26 protein-coding genes are annotated in these 20,239 nt (G+C 59.8%); 13 read left to right on the top strand and 13 right to left on the bottom strand.

The window, feature by feature from the left end:
* The 9 genes from ACP5J3_RS03090 to ACP5J3_RS03050 form a co-directional block, all read right to left on the bottom strand.
* On the bottom strand, nt 1–938 hold a 938-nt coding region (locus tag ACP5J3_RS03090; protein ID WP_428494314.1), incomplete at its 3' end, for an Nre family DNA repair protein.
* Nucleotides 939–978: 40 nt separating this feature from the next.
* Nucleotides 979–1,233: a hypothetical protein gene (locus ACP5J3_RS03085; protein ID WP_428494313.1), complete on the bottom strand. Its 255-nt coding sequence runs from the start codon at nt 1,231–1,233 to the stop codon at nt 979–981.
* Between the two features lie 85 nt (nt 1,234–1,318).
* On the bottom strand, nt 1,319–2,626 hold the full coding sequence (locus tag ACP5J3_RS03080; protein ID WP_428494312.1) for a hypothetical protein: 1,308 nt from the start codon (nt 2,624–2,626) through the stop codon (nt 1,319–1,321).
* A 556-nt stretch (nt 2,627–3,182) separates the two neighbouring features.
* Nucleotides 3,183–3,692 (bottom strand): hypothetical protein, encoded by a 510-nt coding sequence (locus ACP5J3_RS03075; protein ID WP_428494311.1) that lies wholly within the window; start codon nt 3,690–3,692, stop codon nt 3,183–3,185.
* A 591-nt stretch (nt 3,693–4,283) separates the two neighbouring features.
* Nucleotides 4,284–4,655 (bottom strand): LysE family transporter, encoded by a 372-nt coding sequence (locus tag ACP5J3_RS03070; protein WP_428494310.1) that lies wholly within the window; start codon nt 4,653–4,655, stop codon nt 4,284–4,286.
* A 57-nt stretch (nt 4,656–4,712) separates the two neighbouring features.
* Entirely contained in the window at nt 4,713–5,783 is a 1,071-nt protein-coding gene (locus tag ACP5J3_RS03065) for a TIGR04084 family radical SAM/SPASM domain-containing protein (protein WP_428494309.1), read from the bottom strand.
* 145 nt (nt 5,784–5,928) lie between these two features.
* Nucleotides 5,929–7,140, bottom strand: coding sequence for a hypothetical protein (locus ACP5J3_RS03060; protein ID WP_428494308.1), 1,212 nt, complete (start codon nt 7,138–7,140; stop codon nt 5,929–5,931).
* A gap of 49 nt (nt 7,141–7,189) precedes the next feature.
* Nucleotides 7,190–8,068 (bottom strand): metal ABC transporter permease, encoded by an 879-nt coding sequence (locus ACP5J3_RS03055; RefSeq protein WP_428494307.1) that lies wholly within the window; start codon nt 8,066–8,068, stop codon nt 7,190–7,192.
* Nucleotides 8,052–8,783: a metal ABC transporter ATP-binding protein gene (locus tag ACP5J3_RS03050; protein ID WP_263246516.1), complete on the bottom strand. Its 732-nt coding sequence runs from the start codon at nt 8,781–8,783 to the stop codon at nt 8,052–8,054. Before ACP5J3_RS03050 ends, ACP5J3_RS03055 begins: the two co-directional genes overlap by 17 nt.
* Nucleotides 8,784–8,915: 132 nt before the next feature.
* Between ACP5J3_RS03050 and ACP5J3_RS03045 the strand changes: the two genes are divergently transcribed.
* The 3 genes from ACP5J3_RS03045 to ACP5J3_RS03035 are packed head-to-tail and all read left to right on the top strand — an operon-like array spanning nt 8,916 to nt 10,340.
* Entirely contained in the window at nt 8,916–9,710 is a 795-nt protein-coding gene (locus ACP5J3_RS03045) for a translation initiation factor eIF-2B (RefSeq protein WP_428494306.1), read from the top strand.
* A gap of 3 nt (nt 9,711–9,713) precedes the next feature.
* Complete coding sequence (locus tag ACP5J3_RS03040) at nt 9,714–10,004, top strand: SWIM zinc finger family protein (RefSeq protein WP_263246518.1); 291 nt, start codon at nt 9,714–9,716, stop codon at nt 10,002–10,004.
* Entirely contained in the window at nt 10,005–10,340 is a 336-nt protein-coding gene (locus ACP5J3_RS03035; RefSeq protein ID WP_428494305.1) for a DUF2203 domain-containing protein, read from the top strand.
* Here ACP5J3_RS03035 and lysX read toward each other — a convergent pair.
* Nucleotides 10,337–11,257, bottom strand: a complete 921-nt coding sequence (gene lysX, locus ACP5J3_RS03030) for a lysine biosynthesis protein LysX (protein ID WP_428494304.1) — start codon at nt 11,255–11,257, stop codon at nt 10,337–10,339. The genes ACP5J3_RS03035 and lysX overlap by 4 nt on opposite strands.
* Here lysX and ACP5J3_RS03025 point away from each other — a divergent pair.
* From ACP5J3_RS03025 to ACP5J3_RS03010, 4 genes are all read left to right on the top strand, one after another.
* Nucleotides 11,256–11,468, top strand: a complete 213-nt coding sequence (locus tag ACP5J3_RS03025; RefSeq protein ID WP_263246521.1) for a hypothetical protein — start codon at nt 11,256–11,258, stop codon at nt 11,466–11,468. The genes lysX and ACP5J3_RS03025 overlap by 2 nt on opposite strands.
* Before the next feature lie 22 nt (nt 11,469–11,490).
* Nucleotides 11,491–11,688, top strand: coding sequence for a hypothetical protein (locus ACP5J3_RS03020; protein WP_428494303.1), 198 nt, complete (start codon nt 11,491–11,493; stop codon nt 11,686–11,688).
* A 61-nt stretch (nt 11,689–11,749) separates the two neighbouring features.
* Nucleotides 11,750–11,968: a hypothetical protein gene (locus tag ACP5J3_RS03015; protein ID WP_428494302.1), complete on the top strand. Its 219-nt coding sequence runs from the start codon at nt 11,750–11,752 to the stop codon at nt 11,966–11,968.
* Nucleotides 11,961–12,395 (top strand): DUF1122 family protein, encoded by a 435-nt coding sequence (locus ACP5J3_RS03010; protein ID WP_428494301.1) that lies wholly within the window; start codon nt 11,961–11,963, stop codon nt 12,393–12,395. Before ACP5J3_RS03015 ends, ACP5J3_RS03010 begins: the two co-directional genes overlap by 8 nt.
* Nucleotides 12,396–12,501: 106 nt before the next feature.
* Here the strand turns inward: ACP5J3_RS03010 and ACP5J3_RS03005 are convergent, their stop codons facing one another.
* Both ACP5J3_RS03005 and ACP5J3_RS03000 read right to left on the bottom strand, forming a co-directional pair.
* Nucleotides 12,502–13,674, bottom strand: coding sequence for a hypothetical protein (locus tag ACP5J3_RS03005; RefSeq protein ID WP_428494300.1), 1,173 nt, complete (start codon nt 13,672–13,674; stop codon nt 12,502–12,504).
* 39 nt (nt 13,675–13,713) lie between these two features.
* Nucleotides 13,714–14,400: a diphthine--ammonia ligase gene (locus ACP5J3_RS03000; RefSeq protein WP_428494299.1), complete on the bottom strand. Its 687-nt coding sequence runs from the start codon at nt 14,398–14,400 to the stop codon at nt 13,714–13,716.
* A 48-nt stretch (nt 14,401–14,448) separates the two neighbouring features.
* Here ACP5J3_RS03000 and ACP5J3_RS02995 point away from each other — a divergent pair, with 48 nt between their 5' ends.
* The 3 genes from ACP5J3_RS02995 to ACP5J3_RS02985 are packed head-to-tail and all read left to right on the top strand — an operon-like array spanning nt 14,449 to nt 18,041.
* Nucleotides 14,449–14,922: a hypothetical protein gene (locus tag ACP5J3_RS02995; protein ID WP_428494298.1), complete on the top strand. Its 474-nt coding sequence runs from the start codon at nt 14,449–14,451 to the stop codon at nt 14,920–14,922.
* Nucleotide 14,923: 1 nt separating this feature from the next.
* On the top strand, nt 14,924–16,930 hold the full coding sequence (locus ACP5J3_RS02990; protein ID WP_428494315.1) for a hypothetical protein: 2,007 nt from the start codon (nt 14,924–14,926) through the stop codon (nt 16,928–16,930).
* Nucleotides 16,911–18,041 (top strand): ABC transporter permease, encoded by a 1,131-nt coding sequence (locus ACP5J3_RS02985; protein ID WP_428494297.1) that lies wholly within the window; start codon nt 16,911–16,913, stop codon nt 18,039–18,041. The genes ACP5J3_RS02990 and ACP5J3_RS02985 overlap by 20 nt, the downstream gene beginning before the upstream one ends.
* 254 nt (nt 18,042–18,295) lie before the next feature.
* Here the strand turns inward: ACP5J3_RS02985 and ACP5J3_RS02980 are convergent, their stop codons facing one another.
* Complete coding sequence (locus ACP5J3_RS02980) at nt 18,296–18,583, bottom strand: acylphosphatase (RefSeq protein WP_428494296.1); 288 nt, start codon at nt 18,581–18,583, stop codon at nt 18,296–18,298.
* Nucleotides 18,584–18,629: 46 nt separating this feature from the next.
* On the opposite strand from ACP5J3_RS02980, the gene deoC reads away from it, so the two are divergent.
* Genes deoC through ACP5J3_RS02965 form a run of 3 tightly spaced genes read left to right on the top strand, consistent with a single transcriptional unit; the run spans nt 18,630 to nt 20,078 of the window.
* Nucleotides 18,630–19,310: a deoxyribose-phosphate aldolase gene (deoC, locus tag ACP5J3_RS02975; RefSeq protein WP_428494295.1), complete on the top strand. Its 681-nt coding sequence runs from the start codon at nt 18,630–18,632 to the stop codon at nt 19,308–19,310.
* Nucleotides 19,310–19,726, top strand: coding sequence for a DUF86 domain-containing protein (locus tag ACP5J3_RS02970; protein WP_428494294.1), 417 nt, complete (start codon nt 19,310–19,312; stop codon nt 19,724–19,726). The genes deoC and ACP5J3_RS02970 overlap by 1 nt, the downstream gene beginning before the upstream one ends.
* Entirely contained in the window at nt 19,704–20,078 is a 375-nt protein-coding gene (locus ACP5J3_RS02965) for a nucleotidyltransferase family protein (protein ID WP_428494293.1), read from the top strand. The genes ACP5J3_RS02970 and ACP5J3_RS02965 overlap by 23 nt, the downstream gene beginning before the upstream one ends.
* Nucleotides 20,079–20,239 lie beyond the last annotated feature (161 nt).

Raw genomic sequence — 20,239 nt, 5'->3', positions numbered from 1 at the left:
GCCGCCGCCTGCCTCTTCATGCGGAGCAGAGCCTCGGCCACGGCTAGGCGGGCCGCGTAGTAGCACCCGCCGATCTCCGGGTAGTCCCGCCTGCCGCCGTACAGCTCGTAGTCCACCTCCACCTCGACCCCCTCGCCGGGGTTCCACACTGTGTGGGGCTCGAAGGCCTCCCCCCACTCATACGCCCACCTGGAGGGGGCCAGTATCGCGATGAACAGATTGCCAACCGCCCTCCTCGCGTACAGGTAGTAGCCGTCCACCTCCGGCATCTCCTTGACCTTCTCAAGCAGGTGGTCAGACACTATCTTGTCCACTGCGGTGATGGCCCACCTGGTTGGGACGAGGCGGCGCCGCCGCCCGCCGAGGGCCCCGGCGCTGAGGACGCGGGCTATGTAGCTCACGTCGAGGCCGGCCTCGTAGAGCTCCACCACTGCCTCTCTAGCCTTTACGTCTCTGTCGCCGTAGAGCTCCTCAGCCTTCCTAGGCAACTTCGGCTCGGTGGTGAAGCGAATGCTTTTAGCCGGCGCAGCTGGCCCCATAGGCGGCGCGTACTCGCTGAGGTACGCCCCACTCGGCTCCCTGGCGAACTCCACCTCCGCGTCCACCGGCCTCTGGGAGAGGGCGGCTAGCTGTACCTCCTGAAGCGCCCGGGGCGGGTTAGCGGCGTCCTCCACCCTCAGGCTGAGGGAGGCGCGGTATAGGGAGAGGCGCATCGCAATGAAACGCTCAAGGGGGAACCCCAGCCACCTTGCCGGGTCTTCGTAGATAGTCGTGTCGCCCAGCTCAGGAGGCGCGGCGGGGTAAACCCACACCTTGGGGTAGCCCACCCGGCCGACGAATAGAGACGGGGGCTGGACCCCCTCAGCTCCCTCACAGCCCCCAACCTGTGGGGTGCCGACAGCCGGCGGGCGAGGAGGGGACAGTAGGCGAGCCCGCATAGGTACCTACCGCCCCGGCACCTGACGCAGAGCTCAGGCCTCAGCCTATCCACGGTAGCTGTACGCCCGCGGCCTTTATTAGGAAGTAGACGCCGAAGAACAGGAGGGTCGCCACTGAGAAGATTTTTATGGCTAGCCACGTCGCCCTGCTACTGAGCTCCCAGCCAGCCCTCACGGCGGCTGGGAAGGTGGTTATCCACGTCAGTATGGCCGTGAACAGGCCGGCGGCCCACTCCACGCCGAACTGCGCAATGGAGCTGAGCCCCGCCGTGAGCCACCGCTTAACTTCTAACATTTAAGGTGATTTAACCTCCGTTTTCAATGCATTACGGCATTCAATAGTCCCGGTGTAGTTTTATATTTACAGTTATTGGACGAGACTAAAAAAGTGGATTAAGTTGTGAGAGAATTCTCTTCGATGCGGTACTGTTTCTGCTATTGAGGAATCTCAGGATCGCCTTTTCTAAATCCGGATCCTCCTTTATTAATTCTCTCAAGCCCTTCCATGTTATCCGCACTACATAGTAGTTTCGATCCTTACCTAGTTTTGCATAGGGCTTTAGGACATTTAAAATTTGCCACGCTTTCTCCTCATCGAGTGTATAAAAGACAGCTTGCAAGGTCTTTGCATCATGAAGTCGCATTTTTACACCTCTTATAGTTATATAGAACGGGTTTTTCTTTACCGAATTGGCGACGCTTTTTAAGAAAAGCCACTTTTTGGCGTGAAGCAGATCAAGCATGTCCCTCATACTTTGCGGGGCAGAGAAAATAATTTTCCGCGCTAGTTCTCTTGACTCGTCGTAATTGAAGTACAGGATACTACTTCTCTCGTAGTGGCGTCCACCTAGTTCAGTTGCACTATATGTTTTGATGGAAAGAGCCAAAATCTTATTACTCATACCCGCGACGCCATCACCCAGATACCATGTAAGCAAGGCTCTATATTCGCCTCTCTTTACTGCTTCAAGAATAAGCCTCTGCGCCTCTTTTTTACTCCACTGCTCTCTCTGGCTAGCGGCTACGGCAGTTACTCTCAAGGAGACACCTCTAGCTGTCAAGTGCACGTACTCAAGTGCTAAGCGCATTCTACCAGGTCGTACGGACGCCCATGCGAATAGTTGCCACGGTTGCGTCGTCACGAGCTTTGGGCGGCTGAGCATGTAAGTCTCGTCGCTTGCCCTCCAGCCTATCTGAAACGCCTCAAGTTCCCCCTTGGAGAGTTTTAATATATTGGGAAAATGCGACAAGACGCTAGCTCCGTGGAGCGGCAACGCTACTATGAGATGGCCGTTTCTATTCATATTTACTTTAGTACATATATTATAGGCACATATATAGACTGTAGTATTTTTTCTCCTCATTTCTATAAAGTCTTTTTTCAATGCCTCTTGTAAGACTCCTAGCCTTTCTATTGTCTGTTTTTCTGCCTTGTCTAGCAGACTAGTTAGATCTTTATCGAATTTTCTAAGTGTCTCTACCTCGTTCAGCGAGAGATTGAATTTCTCTGCTAATTCCTTAGTTACAGTTTTGATATACACTCTCCACTTCTCGAACACTGTGTACGCAGAACCTCTGAGCACACCATGTTTCGCGGATTCGGCTAAGACAGACTCTACAGTCGGCTCTGGCTCTACTCCAAGCGCAATATCTAACCTCTTACTTAATACCTCTAGCACACTGCCCATTACTAAATTCCAGGTTATCCAATTTTTAAGTACACCCTACTGGTCCTTAGTGGAGACAAAAACTTTACCAAATCTATATAGTTCTGATATCTGTATCATCCTTGTACCTTCTGTATTTCTTTGTATATTTAGAAAAGGCATCGGCATTGCTCAATTCTACTCTCCGCGTTGTAGAGTACACGCATTCATCAGAGAAGACGTCTAAGTGGAATCGAGAAGAAAGCGGCTTAAAGGAATTGAAGTTCATAATCTTACTTATTGTAATAATGCTTACAATTCTCACGATTCAGGCATCGCCATTCCCAGTACTAGACTCATCTTACCACTTGTGGCGATAGCATGAAGTATTCAAGTGTTATCAGTGTCAAGTCCAGAGAACATCCATATTGGCACATATGCTCAACTTTGTCGCTATGGTTGGCGATGCTAAGCTGGCGAAAGGGCTAGAGATAACCTCACCTTGCAAAGGACGAGTTCATACCCTTCTAAGGAAAACAAGCAAAAGTAGTATTTAAGGGGAGAGGCTCGATACATAATGTCGCAAGAACTATATTACTTAGTTGTTGTCTCCTTCTACCTTTAGCCCTAGGGTGATTTTAACTTCTACTTTGCCCCAGCCTGCGTAGTTACAAGATCCACGTATATAGACGTGGTATTTCCCGGGGCTTACGGAGAGTGGCGTGTCAAAGCCTGGCTTCATGTCGAGAGTTCTGTAGCAGGATCCTCTCGGCACGTCAATCACCCACGGCATCTGGATTTCGTATTGTCTAGGGCCTACGAGTTGTATAGTTAAACCTCCCGTGACGACGATCTCCCCTTCTCTCCGCACGTTGCTCTGCTGAACGACAAATTGTATATCTACAGGCCTTCTTACATGTGGCTTAGCGAGAGGCTGGAGGATGCTTGGCGTCGAAATGTTAAGTATTGTAGGTCCACATATATAGTCTATATCAAGCCTAATCTCCCCCGGCTCCATTACAGCGGGTTTTTCAACTATTACACTGCCGACGATTTTAATAACCCCGGCGAAATAAGTCACGGCGGCTACAACCGCCGCAATTGCCAAAGCATTAACAGCTTAAGACTCTGCCTCAATATGTTTAATATGCAAACACATTAAAATCTTTGTTCTCTTTAGCTGGTTGAATTTATACTCTGCCACAATCAGCTTTATGAACAAGCGTGTTATCATGATGTTAATGGATGCAGATAGAACGCTTTGTAGGATTATAGTCGGCGAGTGGGCGATGCAATGGGGCCCCTCATGGGGCTTGTTGCGGGTATTTTGATTATTATCGGGTGGGCTTTTTGTAAGTTCTGAAAATGAGAGAGCGAGGCTTGCGGGCAACATCTTAGGCATTATATTGGCTCTGCTCGGCGCGGTATACACCCTAGGTGGCTTATTCATCGGGATAATTCTCGCCTTAGCGGGCAACATAGCTGGTATCCTCCACAAGCCGAAGCAATCCTCCACTACGTGATCATAACGCGGAGTTACTTAGCTGAGTGGTGTTCAGACCGCTATACGTCAAGCCCGGGTCTGGGGGGCCCTTAAGGAGCTCTATATTCTTCAATGCAGAGGCACCGCGATGTGCTTTTATGGGGACTCATAATACTGAATAATTATAACACATTACAAGGCCTATAGAATACTACATCAATGACTTATCGGATTTATGAGGCCCAGAGAGAGGCCCAGGAGGTACCCCCGCGCCGGGGAGCCGCCTCCTCCCTCCCTCCTCCCGGGGGGTCTCGATTTAAATATCTTGTAGGCTAGGTATAGAAAGAAGGCGCCGCCCGCCGTGTAGAACGGCGTGAAGTACTCCGCCCCCAGCGCCTTTAGCCTGGAGTAGAGGGCGAGGGTCAGCACCATTAGCAGAAAGTCGGCGCTCATGGCCCCTGCTCCCACCGCGAAGCCGTGTCTGAAGCCCCTCAGCGACCACGCCGCGATCAGCGCGTTCATGGGGCCGGGGGGCACGGCGAGGCTGTAGCCGAGCATCAGACCAGAGATCAGCGAGCCGAAGCCCATGTCTCAAGTACATTGTAGATTAATATATTGCCACGCGCGGCGCCTTGTGAAAGCCGCCTATGGAATAACCTCGGTTGAGTCGAGCAGGGGGTCGTAGTCGAGGTCCTCCCTGCGGATGACCCCCGCCTTCATGAGCTCGGCGAGGCGGGGCGCGGCGGCTTTCAGCGTCTCGATGGTTCTCTTCGTCACACTGCAGACGGCGTCGAAGCCCTCCTCCCCCCAGTAGTCCTCGTAGTGCGTGTATAGACAGCGGCCCCCGCAGACGCCACGGTACTCGCATGTGAGGCATCTATCCCTCAGCCTGGCGCCGTTGGTTATGCCGATCTTGATATGCCCCGCCGTGGCCCACTTCTCCGACACGGCTATGGGGCAGTGGAGTACTCTTCCGTCGGTGTTTACGGCAAAGGAGTACTTCCCCGCGCCGCACGGCACCCAGTCGTAGGGCCGCACCAGCAGAGCCCGGTAGATGCCCAGGAGGGGTATGACCCCCAGAACCCTGCCCCGCTCAGCCTCGGCGACAAACCAATCCCTCAGCCTAGCCACGTCTGGGAGGTAGCTGGACTCGGCCCACTCTAGAAACTCCCGAGGCCCCCACTCGTCCGTCCACAGCACGTTCAGTTGCCAGTGCACCGCGTCGAACCCCAGCCCCAGGAGGTGCGCCACGTCGCGGAAGAGGCTAGACCGCCTGGACACAACCATCCTGGCGATTATTTTGCACCCACAGCCGACCTCCCCCCTTAGCCACCTCAACGCCTCCACCACCCTTTTGTAGACGCCGGGGCCTCTGTAGAAGTCCGTCACCTCCGGCGGCCCATCAATGGAGAGAAGAACCGTCGACATCCTCCGCCAGTACCCAGGTGGCAGATTTCTGACTAGAGTGCCGTTTGTCTGAATCCCAAAGCGAGCGTGAGGCAACGCCTCTATAACCTCGACGATGTAGCGAGGGTTCAGGAGAGGCTCTCCCCCGTAGAAAAACACCACGGGGGCCGGGTCCCTCTGCGCTATGAAGCGCGCCACCTCCCGGGGCTCTACCTGCGGCCTCCACGGCGAGTGCCGGGGGTTGAACGAACCCCCGCAGTACCTACAGCTGAGGTTACACGCGCCCGTGGTCAGCAGAAACCACAGCACGGCACCTCACCGACTGCCTTATTTAAACACTGTCGGAAATCCGCCATCTCCTCACCCATCAGAGGCTCAGACACACCCCACCCAAGGAGCCCAGAGCCCGGGTTTAAAAAATAAACCCCGGCTATCCGCCGGGGGCCGGGGGGATTTATTCAACCGTCGCCGGCCACTTGACTAGCACCTCTCTGGGGGCCTGTGGCTCTGGGTTTATCACCACCGCCGCCTTAACGGCGCCTGGGGGCGCCTGCGCGGTGGCTGGCGGAGGCGGCGGGGCGGCGTATCTCCTACGGCTTAGAAACAGGGCGATTACAAAGAGGAGGGCTATGCCCAGAGCGGTGGCGGTGTTGATGGCCCATGTGAAGCCAGTATTCAGCTCGCTGTATCTGCTCTCAAGTATCTTATTCTGTTGCTGGAGTGCTTGGTATGACTTGGTGAGCTCGTCGTAGCGCCCGCTCAGCTCACTGTACCTAGCCGAGAGGCTGTAGTAACTCTCTCTCAGCTGTTGCTCAGCCTTTGTGAGCTCGTCGTATCTCTTCTGCAACTCGGCGAGCCTTGTCTGGAGCTCGGCTATTGTCCTTTGCGCATCTGTGTACTGCCCGGAGAGCTTGTCGTAAGACGCCTTGAGGTCGGCCAGTTGTTTCTGAGCGTCGGCGAGTTGCGCCTCAAGCGAGGCCTTGGCCTGGCTAACTGCGTTCAGCTGTGCCTGGGTCTGCTCCAGCTGAGCCCGCAGGGCGTCTCGCTCCGCCCTCACCTGGGCCAGGGCCGCCGCCAGCCTGTCGTTGTCTAGCCTAGCCGCCGAGAGCAGGGCGGAGAGGTTGGCCACCTGGGCGTCCCTCTTCTTAAGCAGGTCCTGGAGCTCGGCTATCTTCTGCTTAAGCTGGTCGATCTGCGCACTGAGCTCCTTAACCTTCTGCTCAAGCGAAGCCGCGTAGCTGGCCAAGTCGTCGTAAGACATGGGTAGCACCCTCCCTATGTAGTAGTTGTAGGAAATGGTGTAGTTGGGGAGGTATATCCAGATCTCCAGGAGTATGAGGGGGTCGACGGCCCTCCGGGGACAGTAGTTGAAGGTGAGGGCCAGTTGCTTCACTTCCCCGGTTACGAGGCTGAAGCCGCCGAAGCTCCGCTTGTCGACCGTCGGCACGAGGTAGGGCTCTGTGTAGAACTTAGCCACCACCTCCACCTTATTCACCGTCACCGGCTGGAGGGCTTTTATCTGAATAGTGACGCCGTAGTCTTGGCAGAACACCCACTGATCGGTGCGCGTCACCAGCACCTCCACGGGGGGCGACGTGAAGTGGTCGGTCAGCGTACCCGCGGCGGCTATCAACGCCAGCGCGACCACCGCTAGTACCCCTCTCATGAGTTAAAATAAACGTCAGAAATATATTTGTTACCTCCTGAGGCGCCCCTCAGGTGGCTTTGGGCTTCGCCAGCAACATCAACAACTGCACTAGGCCGATTGCGGCGCTGGGCCACAGCCACGGCAACAGCGTGTAGATGAAATGCGCCGCGGCTACGGAGAGGGCCGCCGCGGAGGCCGAGGTTGGTATCATCCTGGCGATGCTCGTAGTGTACCTCGCGGCTATGGCGCCCGGCATAACCAGGAGGACTGCGGGCATTAGGGAACCCAGGGTGTAGACGCTTGACGCCACCGCAAGGGACATTGAGATGAGAAATAGGTTATCCATGAGCTTGGGCCTCAGCCCGATGGCCTCTGCGAAGCTATCGTCGAGGGCGGCGTATAGATACCTCACGCCGTAGAAAAGGGGAAAGAGAGAGGCGAGTGCGAGAAAAGGCGCCTGCGCCGCGACGTCGCCTAGGCCCACCAGTACGTATTCGCCGGTTATTATGGCGATGGGGTCGACGGATGCTCCGTAGAACATCCGCACGGCGAATAGCAGGGCTATGGTTGCAGATATCTGCAGAGACATGACGACCCCGGTGGCCACGTCCTCTCTGTATCCAAGCCTTCCCACCGCCAGCACCGCCAGGTTGAGAACAATGACGAACATCAGCACAAGCCCGTAGAAGGGCCAGGCCGACGCCGCGGTCTCCACGGCGGCGAGGACAAGCGCCGCGGCGAGGGCCGCCGTCAAGATGCTGTGCCCCTGGGCGTGGGCTAGGAACGTCATGCGTCTACTTAGCGCTAGGGGGCTGTGCATTGCGAGTACAAGCGACGTGGCCATGAGGGACACCAGCGGCCAGAACAGCAAGGGGGCCGCGAAGTAGGCGTGCCCCAGCGCCGCCAGCGCCGCCAGGGCCGCGGGGGCCTCAATGCGGATGCGCATAGTCCTCGGTCACGCAGACGTAGCCGTAGGACGTCTTGGCGAGGCGCACGTAGCGGTAAACCTTCGCCAGAACGTCCTCCCGGAGCACCTCGTCCACGGAGCCGTACGCCACGACCCTCCTGTTGATGAGCAGAATCTTGTCGGCGAGGTCTGAGGGGAGGCTGAGCTCGTGCGACGTCATTAGTATAGTCCTGTCCCTCTTCAGCTCTCTAAGCAACTTAAGAAGCTCCACCCTGCCCTGGGGATCTACGTTGGACAGCGGCTCGTCGAGAAGCAACACGTCGCCCCCAGCCGCCAGCGCCCTTGCTATAGACGCCCTCTGGAACTGCCCTCCCGAAAGCGCGGCGACGGGGCGGTCCTTCGCGTCATGCAAATCCACCAGCTTCAAAGCCTCCTCGGCCCTCGCCGCGGCGTCGCTCAGCCCCCGAAACTTGGCGGGCAGGTAGACGTACTCCCAGACGGTGCCGTAGGATCCCTTGGGTAGAATCTGGGGCACGTAGCCCACTCTGTAGACCCGCTCCCTGCCGCATTCCTCGTCTATGCAGATTCTCCCCTCATAAGGCAGGAGGTTGAGTATAGCCATAAACAGAGTTGTCTTGCCAGCGCCGTTCGGCCCCGCCACCAGGACGAATTCCCTAGATGCGGCGAAGGACACGTCTTGCAACACGGGGCGGCCCCCCCGGTGCACCGAGACCCTCTCCAATCTGAGAGACATGTCACCCCACAGAATTTACTATTTAAATGCACAGAGCCGACGTAACCATAGAGACGTGGCAAGTGCGCCGTGCACAACTTGACCGCCGCACGCGTCGAGAAAGGGGATATATAACAACTCCCATCTCCCGACATGGACGAGCTGAGCCGTGAGTGGGTGAGAGGCGCCAGTTGGTATCTCGAGAAGGCCGTAGATATTGTGAGAAATTCGGACAACCCGGTGGCGCAGGCTGAGGCGCTTCGCCGCGTGAGGCCTGGCATGGCCCCCCTGGACTTCCTCTACCTAGTTCTAAAAAGGGCGAAGGACGCCGGCGTTGACCCCAAGTCGGCCGCGGTGGCGGTTTTGAAATACGCCGAGGAGGCGCGGCGGGGGCTTGACGAGGCTATTGCGAACTCCGGCTTCTGCCCGCGGCGGATCGCCACCGTAAGCCTCAGCCGGGCCGTGGCCCGCTTCCTGGAGCTGGCGGGGAGATGCGTGGAGAGGCTCTACCTGGCGGAGAGCAGGCCGGGGGTGGAGTTCCCAGAGGCGTACCGCACCTACTCTAGATACGTCGAGGTGGTCCCCGTGACGGACTCGGCTGTGGGAGCGTTGGAGTACGACGCGGCGGTGGTGGGGCTAGACGGCTTGTATCGAGATGCGGCGGTGAACAAGGTGGGCACCCTCCCCCTACTGGCGGCGGCTAGGGCCATTGGGGCGAGGGCGGTGGCGGTTTTCGAAAGCTACAAAGCCGTGCCGCTACCGGCGCCGCGGCCCATGGAGGTGGAGGCCGACGTGTGGGGTGTAAAGGCCAGGGTGCCGCTGTTCGACCGGGCGCCTCCCGACTTAATCGACCTCTTCATAACCGACCTCGGCGCGTCTGCGGAGCTGGAGGCAGACCGCGTTTTTGACACTGTGCTTAAAAAGGTTTTTAAATTGGTAGTAGGTTGACGTGTGCTTTGCAGAGAGGCGGCGAAGAGGGCTGTGTTCGCCCTGGGCCAGGAGGTGTTTATAGAGAGGGTAGAGAGGCGTGGGCCTTGGCTCTACGCCGTCTCCTACGTCAGGTCTGAGACCCGCCGCGACGTCTGCTACCAGGTGGTGCTGAAGATTAAGCTGGGCACTAGGTACTTCGTAGGGCGTTGCGAATGCCCCGACTTCAAATTCCGCGGGGGGCCTTGTAAACACATCGTCCGGGCCAAGGTGGCGTTGAGGCAATACTTAAAACTTGCCAAACGGAGTAGCTAGGTGAAGCTCTTCACCCTCAAGGAGGCTAACGAGGTGGTTAAGCAACTCAGGCCCCTCCTCACCCCCATAGTGGAGGCGGCGAGGCGGTGGGACGAGCTGACGCCTGAAGAGATGGAGGAGGCCGAGAGGCAGGCCCAGTGGTTGCTGAAGGCTGCGTCTGAAAACGGCTTCATCATCAGGGATTTTGTAAATGGGATTGTAGACTTCCCCACTGTGACTAGAGACGGCGACTTTGTATACCTGTGCTGGAAGATAGACGAGCCGGAGGTTATGTACTACCACGGCCCCGAGGGCTTCGCCGGGCGGAGACGTATAAAGCCGAGCCTCTTCGACTAGCGCCTAGCCACCTCCGCCACCAGCTTGGCGATCTCCCCAGCCACGTTTACGCCGGTGACCCTCTGCACGTTCTTAAACTCGGGGACGCCGTTGACCTCGAGAACCATGTAGCCCCTCTCCGACTCCACCACGTCTACGCCTGAGTACAGCGTCCCCACCGCCTTGCTGGCCCTCACCGCTATGTCCTCAAGCTCCGGATCTATCCTAGCCGGCTCGGCCCTCCCGCCCCTCGCGGTGTTGGTGCGCCAGTCCCCCTGGCTAATCCTGTAGATAGCCGCCACCGCCCTGTCCCCCACCACGGTCACCCTGATGTCCCGCCCCGGCTTCTCCACATACTCCTGCACGAGGAAGAGGTGCATGTGGCTGTCCATCCCCCGCTTCTGCAAAACAAGCGACTGCAGATCTTCTGCGGACTTCACCAAATTCACAAACCGGCCCCACGAACCGTCGGTCGGCTTCACAATCACCGGGTAGCTCAACTTCTCAGCGACGGCCACCGCCGCCTCGCCCCCGAACACTAGGTAGGTGGCCGGGGTGGGCACCCCGGCCCCCACTAGGCGGAGGTAGGTGAGGTACTTGTCGTGGGATAGGACAAGCGACGTGGCGCTGTTTATAGCCACGCCGCCGCGGCTCTCGTAGGTAAACGCGGTGGGGATCACCCGGGACCTCGCGGCGACGCGTATAACCCCCACCTCACCCAAGCCGTCTGGCGCCACCACCTCCTCAATATTAACCGCCCTAACCCTAAGGCCGAGGTTCCTCAGCTCAGCTAGTAGAAGCTTCTCGTCGAGCCTGGCGACGTCGTAGACAAAATCAATTTCCCCATGAAGCGGCAAAACGAGGCGGTATATAAATCTGACTCCTATTACCCAAATACTCCACACAGGGCTTATATAGATCCAGACGGGTAGATACATGAAGAGCGGGGTCGTCACCGCCCTAAGCTTCGTGGCTATAGCCATGGGCGGGCTCTTCCTAGTATCCACACTAAGCAACCCCTCCCTCGACGTGTTTATCCTCGCCAGAGATCTTGGCCTCTCCCTCTCGGCCCTCGCCACGGGGGTCGCGGCCCCCCTCCTCCACAGAAAATTCACAAGCGACGAAGAGGGGAGGCAAGCCAACAATTAAATACACCTACTTTACCCCCTTCATGAACACCAAGCCGCTTGTATACGCCCTCAGCGCCGTCGCCATAATCCTCGGCGCCCTCTTCCTCATAAGCACCATATCAGCCCCCTCCCTAGATCCCCTCATATTAGCCAGAGACCTCATCACGTCCATCCTCGCCATAGTCCTCGGGGTGGTCGCCCCCCTGCTAATTAGGAAGTTCACAGCCCAGGAGGAATAGTTTCAGCCAACTCTCCGTATTTCACAAGTAATATATTAATAACATGGCTAACACATACCCCATGGAGTTTGTGGAGTTCCTAAAAACTCTCGACGACCCCCTCAAGTTCTACATCCACTACAGCCTCAAAAAAATAGGCCTAGACCTCGAGGGGTTAGAGGAGGAAGGCGCGCTGGCGGCTATTTCCAAGGCCGTGGGGCCCCACATAGCTGAGCTACTCTACGGCATGTATCTAGAGGCCAGAGCCGCCAAGAAGGAGATACTCCTCGTAAGTGCTTAGCCAACTCACCCCCCAGTCCTTCGCACCCCTACACGCCCTGTTTAAAAAGGGCAGATTTAAAGAGGAGTACAACGCAGAGCTCTACATAGGCGAGGACCTCCTCTGCCACGTAAAGATCTTCACGGGGAGGCCGCCTTACTACGGCCCGTGGGCCGAGGTCTTCAACATAAACCCCAGGTATGTAGCCACGGAGTGGGAGCGCCACGTATACTGCGTTTTGCACCGCTACATGGAGCCGGGCGACGTGCTGTATGCAGAATACGTAGACGACCTCCAAACCTTCCAAGCCCTCCAGCGGGGAGAGCCGCCCGAGGCCACTAGATTGGGTAGGCTCCTCATCCACTGCGGCTACAGAATTGTAAAGAACTGGTACCACCCAGAGGGGTGGCTGGAGGGCGGCATGAAGCTACAGGCAGTGAAGGTGTAGACTCGGCCGCGGGCGGGCCCCTCATCCAGCCGCATCCACGGCAGTCCAGCCCGATCCACAGTACAAACAAGGTTAAAATTCTTGACGACGCTAGGCGCGGAGCTGGCTAAGCCAGCGCCGCGGCGGCCCTCCTCCGCCTCTTCACGACTAGGTAGGCGCCGGCAAGAGCGGCGGCCGCCATGGCCACTGGCGCCGCGGTTGTGAGAGCACCCGCCAGTAGATAGAGGTCGACGTCAGCCGTAGATACGGCGTATATAAGCCACGCGTCGCCGCTCAGGGTATTTACAACGGTGGAGCCAACCATGTAGAGAGTACCTCCATCAAAACTCCCGGAGACCTTTTGCGGTACTTCTATACCATAGATGCGTTGATGTTTTTCGATCTCTGGCGGTAGGTATACCTCGCCGATTTTTCTAAGCTCTGTGTCCAGCACCAAGAGGCGGCTGATGTCCGCAATCACGTAGAGTCTGCCGCCTGCGTACGCCGCCTCCATGGCGTCGAAACCAACGGCCCTCGCCAGTTGCATGCCGTCTTTGCTGAACTTGACCACGCCGCGGCCGCCGTAGACATAGGCGTTTCCCCCCTCGTCGAACACCACACCCAGCGCCCCTCTCTCCAGGCCAGGCCTCAGCACGGCGACGCGGCTGAGGTTCCTGTCGAGAATCTCTATGCGCCAGCCCGTCGCGTTGTTTCCAGCCACCCAGATGTAGCCGGCGGGGCTTACGCCGACGCCCCACGCCGCGCCCTGTCCCTCCGTGGAGTTTAGGAGAAGAGCCGACGCCAGGGAGAGGTCGTCTAGCCGCCTCTTCTCCACACGCCAATGAGGAACAAAGTCTACGTACTGAAACCCCGCTATGTAGAGATGCTGACCGTCTGAAGCCACGGATAGAGGCACGCCGGCCGCCCCCTCGACGTATCTCAACGAGCTGAGGTCTAGGTCGAGCTGGAGCACGGCCCACCTAAAACCGGCGTAGCCCACCACGTAGAGCCTGTCCCCCACCACCACACAGCTAGTGAGGACGTCGTAGCCGCCGGTTGGGTCGAGGGCCCACGTCTTGACAAGCCCCCCGCTAGACTTGTCACGCTTCTCAATACGCCACTCTGAAACGGCGCCGGGGCCGCTGTCAAACCCAACGACGTATACATACCCCCCACCTACACACGCGCCGTAGGGCCCGTCTATCCAACTCGACGGGTTCGACACAACTGCCCACTTCACCACAGCGGCGCCAGCCACAGCCGAAAACAATGCGACAAAAACCAGCAACAGCCTAGCCACGGACCGCACAGCGCCCCGTTTTAAATTATTTCCGCGCCCTTACACGAGCCTCGCCTTCTTTATCACGTAGTAGCCCCAGCCAGCCTCACTCCACACCACGTCTCCCTCCACCACCTCAACTCTTCTGCCCCGGAATAGGGGGCTCTCCACCACGTAGGTCTCGTACTCGCCCCCCTCGCCCACGGGTGAGAAGCCGTAGAGGCGGCTCAGCTCGACGAGCCTCCTCGCCTCTGCGGGGCCCACCCTCGCCCCCAGCCAGCCCCGGCCCAGCCCCATGGCCATGGCCGCCACTATTATGAAGCCGAGGCGGGCCGCCTCCTCCAGCAGAAGCTCCTCCTGGCCCCGGCCCCAGAGCGGCGCGACGTGGCGGAGGCCCAGCCTCCCCGCGATTTTGTCCACCCTCTCCCTCTGGTATCTAGACGCCACGGCCCCGGTCACCACAGCCTCCACGCCGCAGTCCCTAGCCGCGTATCGGAGAGCCTCGGCCAGCTCCTCCACCTCCACCTCCCTCTCCCCGGACACCTCCACGAAGTGGTGGGGCACCCCCATCGCCTCGCCGTGTAGCGACGCCCACATGACGTTCACCGTGTGGAACATGTAGGAGTCGTGCCTACGCGGCGCGGCCGTAACTAGGCACTTGATTACGTGCCCCTCCTCCACGGCCCGGAGGGCGGCGTAGTGGCTGTCCTTCCCCCCCGTGTAGAGCACCAAGACGTCCACCGGCATCTCCACAATCCATAAATTAATTAAATCCTTGTTCTTCTATGTTCTTCTATGAAGCTCTCGGCTGGTGCCAAGTGGGGCGCCTTGACGGGCCTCGTCTTTGGCCTGCTGAGCGGCGTCGTGGAGTACCTGGCCGTGGAGAGCATCAAGCCCCAGCTTTTGGAGAGTATGTATAGAAAAATTGTGGAGTCGGGCACCCCTCCGGAGGTCGCGAGACAGGCTGTACAGCTTGCGGCGGGTAACTTAGGGGTTTGGGCGTTGGTGGGTAGCGTTCTGGGCAACCTCATAGTCTTAACCATCGTGGGCTTAATCATGGCCGCGGTGTGGGATAGGCTGAAGCTTCCGTGGTATGGGAAGGGGGCGATTTTCACGCTAGCGCTTCTCCTCATCTACGTGTTGCCGGGCGTGTTAATTAGGACGCCTAACGAGCCCGCGCCCCCAGCGATGTACCAAATACTCGGCGCAGTGCTCACCTTCGCCAGCCCGCTGGTGCTTGCCTGGTTGCTGGAGAGGAGAGGTGGCTGATATGAGGCACGCCGCGGCTCTGGCCGCCGCGCTGGCGGCCCTCGCGGCGGGGCAGGCGGCTCTCTTCCAGCCGGCGGCTGATTTTCTCTTCCTCGGCGGGCAGTGGGTGGATTTGCCCAAGTACCCCGGCGACGTGGGACTGTACAAGCTGTCTTTCTACCTCGTAGCCCAGCACGTCGACGTAGGCGTGGAGCTTAAGTGCAGACAGGCCTCGGCCGAGGCGGCCCGCGCCGCCTCCGCGGGGCCCGGTGTTTTTGAGGTGGTGCTGAAGGTGAGGGCGGAGGCGCTGGGGGTCTCGGAGGGGTGCCGGGTGGTGTTTAGGTCGAGGTACACGGTGAAGGCCGGGGCGCTGGGGGACGGCGTTGAGAAGGTGGAGTACCACGAGCTGGCGGTTCCGCACTACCCCTCCCCCGTGTTTAGGGTAAACGGCTCTCTCTACCTGGGGGTTGTGGGGAGGGTGTCGCTGTGCGTATACGACGGGTATACCTACAACGGCACTGTGGAGGTGTCCGCCGTTGGGGCGAGGCTGTACGGCGACGCGCGGTTCAGAGGGGAGCTGGGCAACTGGTGTGGATACGTGGCGGTGGCGCCTCTGGACTTCAACGCGGCGCTGGTGGCGACTGTGAAGACGCGGGACGCGCTGGGGCGGGAGGTGGCCGTGTCGCGGCAGATCCCCCTGGCGGTTAGGCCCAGGCCGGCCCCCCTCGTCGTGCCTAGGGTGACGTGGCTGAGGGCTGGTCTCGTCGAGTCTGTGGGCTTCGCCGTAAGGTACAGCATACCGGTGAACGGCACGGTGTACGCAGGCGGCTCCTCGGCGCCGCTTGTAAACGGCGAGGCGGAGGTATGGGGCTCTGTATACGCCGCGCCCCCTGTGGTCTACGTGCCGGTGGTTGTGCAACTAGACACCGGGGCTGTGGACCGGGTGGAGGTGCCCCTCCCGGTATACTCTGTGCCCGCCGACGTGGTGGAGATAGCCGTGTCGCCCACGACGCTGGTGGCCGGCGATGTGAACAACGTCAAGATCTCCATCAAGTACCCCGGCGTTTTTGAAGGGTCTATCTCCGTGTCGGGCGGGGTGGCGCTTGGGGTTAACCCCGTAACCTTCACCGCCAGCGACAAGGCCGAGCTGACCCTCCAGATAGTGCCCACCTCCAGCGTGGTTGCTCTAGACGTCACCGTGGTGAACCCGGGCGGCTACTCCACGAGGCGCGTGGTGAACCTCCTGGCGGCTCAGAGGCAGATATTCGACGTCTCCGTGGAGCCGTCCGAGGTGGCCTCCGGGGGGAGGCACGTCCTGCGCATCTACGTGAAGCCCCTTGTAAACGTGTCGGAGGCCACGGTCACGCTGTTTCCCGTCAGCGGCTTGGTCTTCCCCCAGACCACCGCGAGGCTGGGGAGGGGAGGGGCTGTGGACATCCCCGTGGAGGTCCCCTCCGACGTCGTGGGCACAGCCGCCCTTGGGTACAAAATCGCGTACACCCTTGCGTCTGGGGTCTCCGGGGAGTACGGCGGGACGCTGTACCTAGTAGCCACCCAGCGCCCGGTCCTGTCCCTCTCCGCCTCGGTCAGCCCCGAGAAGGCCGAGCCCGGCAACCCCTTCTACCTAACGGTGAGGCTCTACAACTCCGGCGGTGTGGAGGCCAGGGACGTCAGGCTAAACGTCTCGGGCCCCGTCAAGGTGGTGAGGCAACCCGGCCCGCTGGGCGCAGTGCCGCCCCAGACGAGCAAAGACGCCGTCTTCACCCTAACGGCCGACAGCCCCGGGAGGTACCAGGTGAGGGTAGCCGCGACGTATTGGGATAGGCTCGGCAGAAGCTACACAGCGGAGCAGACGGTGGAGGTGGTGGTCAACAAGACGGAACCTGCTTACGCCCCGGCGACGGCCGCGGGCGGTGGAGGCGGCGGGGGGAGCAACCCGCAGCTCTACGCCGTTGCGGCGCTGGCGGCGGTGGCAGTTGCGCTGTTGGCGCTGGGCTTCCGGAGGGGCCGTGCTGGCAGACGTAGCTAGGCTTGCGTGGCTGGCGGTTAGGGAGAGGGCCGGCAGGTCGGCGCTAGCCGCCTTGGGCGTCTTCATCGCCTTCCTAGCCCTCGCGACGGCGCTCTCCATAGGGGAGACCTTCAAGGGCGTCGTGGAGGAGGCCTTTCAGCGTCTTGGGCTAAACACGGTGTGGATACTGCCCCGGTTCAGGCCACTTACAGAGGCCGACGTGGCCACGGTTTCCGCCCTCCTCCCAACGGCGGTGGTTATACCGATGACGGGGGAGGGCGCCAAGGCGAGGTTGCCAGACGGCTCCGAGAGGGACGTGATGATATACTACGTGCCGCCGGAGGCCGTGGACGTGTTAATTCCGCGGGACGCCTTGAAGTCCGGCGTCATGTCGATAGGCGGCTCCCTAGCCCTGGTCTCCACCAGAGTCAAGATGGCCGGGGACGTACCGCTCGAGCCAGGCATGCCCGTTACGCTGGAGCGCTCGACGGGTCCGCCGCTGGAGGTGACAGCGGCGGGGGTGGTGGACCTCTCCGGCATCGCTGGTCCACTCGGCGGCGGCGACGTCTTCGTGGACAGAGCCCTCTCCGCGGTGGAGGGCTACGCCTTGATCTACGTCATCACGGACAGCCCCCAGACGGCGGAGAAGGCGGCGGCCCGGCTGACGCCCTACTTCCCAGACGCCACCATCCTCTCCCCCCAGGTACTGGCGCGACAAGTTGGGCAGTTCGCCGCCATTGCCCAGATGGGGCTCGGCGTCTTGGCCGGCGTAAGCGCCTTGATAACCGCTATGTGGCTCTACGACACCATGACAATATCTATTCTGCAGAGGACGAAGGAAATCGGCATAATGAGGGCCGTCGGGTTCAAGAGGAGGCACATCCTCGCGGTGATACTCGCCGAGTCCCTCATTGTAATAGCCATGGGCATCGCCGCCGCGCTACCGGCACTGTTCCTCATCTCGCAGATATCAATCCCCATAGGCTTCGGCGCCGCACTGAAACTCAGAATAGCCCCCGTGGCCGTGCTCGCCTCAGCCGCAGTGGTGCTGGCCGCCAATCTGCTAGGCGCCCTGGCCCCCGCCTACAGAGCAAGTAGACTAAACATAGTAGACGCCCTCAGGTACGAATAGAGATGCGAGAGGCAAGGGCTTCACAGCCGCCATCAACCTGGGCGTAGTGCGGTTTAGGGAGGGGTGCCGAACTACCAGCCACGCGTTTCAAGTCTGTAGCCGCGGGTCAGACACGCGCCTACTGTACGACTTTCGGCATTGCTCCGGCAGTGTCCAGTGACCCCTCGTCCACGTTGCCGCCATCGTCACGGCGGCGACGTAAAGTAGAGGAGACGCCTGGCGAAGACACGCCGGCTGTGGCAAGGGGCCCTGTTCTACTCGGTCGGCAGTATTTTAAAGTCTTGGAACTCGCCGCGGTACTCCTCCCAGCGCACCTCCAAGTCCTCTACACGGGCGCCGGGGGGCCCCACCCGTGCCCACTGGAGGACCTTCTCCACCGCGTCTCTCGGCCCCTCCAGCACGGCCTCGACTGTCCTGCCGTCGGATCTGTTCCTGACCCAGCCCTTGACGCCGTGTCTAGTGGCGACCTCTCTCATAGACTGGCGGAAGAAGACGCCCTGCACCCTCCCCCTTATGTAGACGTGGGCTCTCACCATGTCCATGCCGGCTTGTGGGAGAATGTTTTTATAGATGTGGCGCCTTTCCCCAGTGCTCCAGGTGGTGGACTACGCCCTTCTCAAGCCGTACCTGACCGTGGAGGATGTGGCGAGGGGCGCCGCTAGGGCTGAGGAGCTGGGGGTGGCCTCCTTCTGCGTCAACCCGGTCTACGCCCAGTACGTGAGGCCGCTTCTGAGGAGGGTGAGGCTCTGCGTGGTTGTCGACTTCCCCTTCGGCGCCTCCCAGACCTGGGAGAGGGCGCAAGCCGTCTCTAGGCTCGCGGAGGTGGCGGAGGAGCTGGACGTCGTGGCGCCGATCGGCTTGGTGAAGTCCCGGAGGTGGGTAGAGGTGAGGCGGGACCTCGTCAGCGTGGTGGGGGCGGCCGGCGGGAGGGTTGTCAAGGTGATCGTAGAGGAGCCTTATCTCACCGACGAGGAGAGGTACAGGCTGTACGACATAGTGGCGGAGGCCGGGGCCCACTTTATAAAAAGCTCCACCGGCTTCGCCGAGGAGGCCTACGCCAAGCAGCTGGGCAACCCCATCCACTCCACGCCTGAGAGGGCGGCGGCTATCGCCAGGTACATCAGAGAGAGGGGGTACAGACTGGGGGTGAAGATGGCCGGCGGGATTAGGACGAGGGAGCAGGCCCGCGCCATTATAGAAGCCATAGGCTTCGGCCTAGACCCGGCGCGGGTTAGGCTGGGGACCTCCACACCTGAGGCCCTCGCGTAATGGGGGCTTGCCTCTCTATACTCCAGAGGGCATCGGAGGCGCGGGGGGCCATAAACGACGCCTTGAGGATAGCCAGCCGCGGATTTGAGGAACTCAGCGACGAGGAGGTGTGGGCCCTTCGGTACCAGCTAATTGTACTCGTGGAGGCCCTCGCCTCTATGTGTATGAAGTTCGCGAGGGCGGCGTGGGGCCGCGTGTTTTCCTCCTACCGCGAGTGTCTAAGGGAGGTGGACAGGAGGCTGGGGACCGGCTGTGGAGAGGTCCTAGCCGCCTTGGTGGGGCTCCGCAACCTCCTCGTCCATAGATACTTCGCAGTGGACGACCGGAGGGTGTACGACGCGGTGAAGAGCGACTTCAAATGCGTTCTCGAATTTATCAAGAGGGTTGAGGGGAATGCGCCCTGTCTACAAAGTTAGGCTGGACGAGGTTCTGGAGAAGTTGAGGAGAGCGGCCGGCGGCAGGAGGCTGGCCGTGCTGTTCGGCTCCGCCGCGGAGTCGGAGGCGGTGCACGACGTCGACGTCCTCATCGACGGCTCGGATCTGGGGGAGGCCCTCCGCCTCGCGGCTGAGATAGAGGAGGCCCTGGGCGTCCCCGCCGACGTGGTGCCCGCCGGACTCGCGCCGCCCTGCCTCGTCGCCGAGGCCCTGACGCGGGGCGTCGTGGTGGCCGCAGACTGGGACTACTACGACGAGCTACTCTACCTCTCAGTGGGGCAGTGCCAAGACCTCAAGATTAAGCTTAGAGAAGCGGGGATTAACATCCCTTAACCCCCCTTTTGTAGCACCTATTCGGCACAGACGCTACGTGGCCCACTTTCCCAGCCACGTGGGAACGGACACTTGACCACATTCACGTACAGGCATGAGACTTGAGGCTATGCCGTAGTCCACCGCCACGTTGACGGTATGTACGTGGTGGCGCGTCACAC

The sequence above is a fragment of the Pyrobaculum sp. genome (assembly GCF_049971835.1).
Classification (GTDB): Archaea; Thermoproteota; Thermoprotei; order Thermoproteales; family Thermoproteaceae; genus Pyrobaculum.
This window is presented reverse-complemented; position numbering and strand designations above follow the sequence as displayed.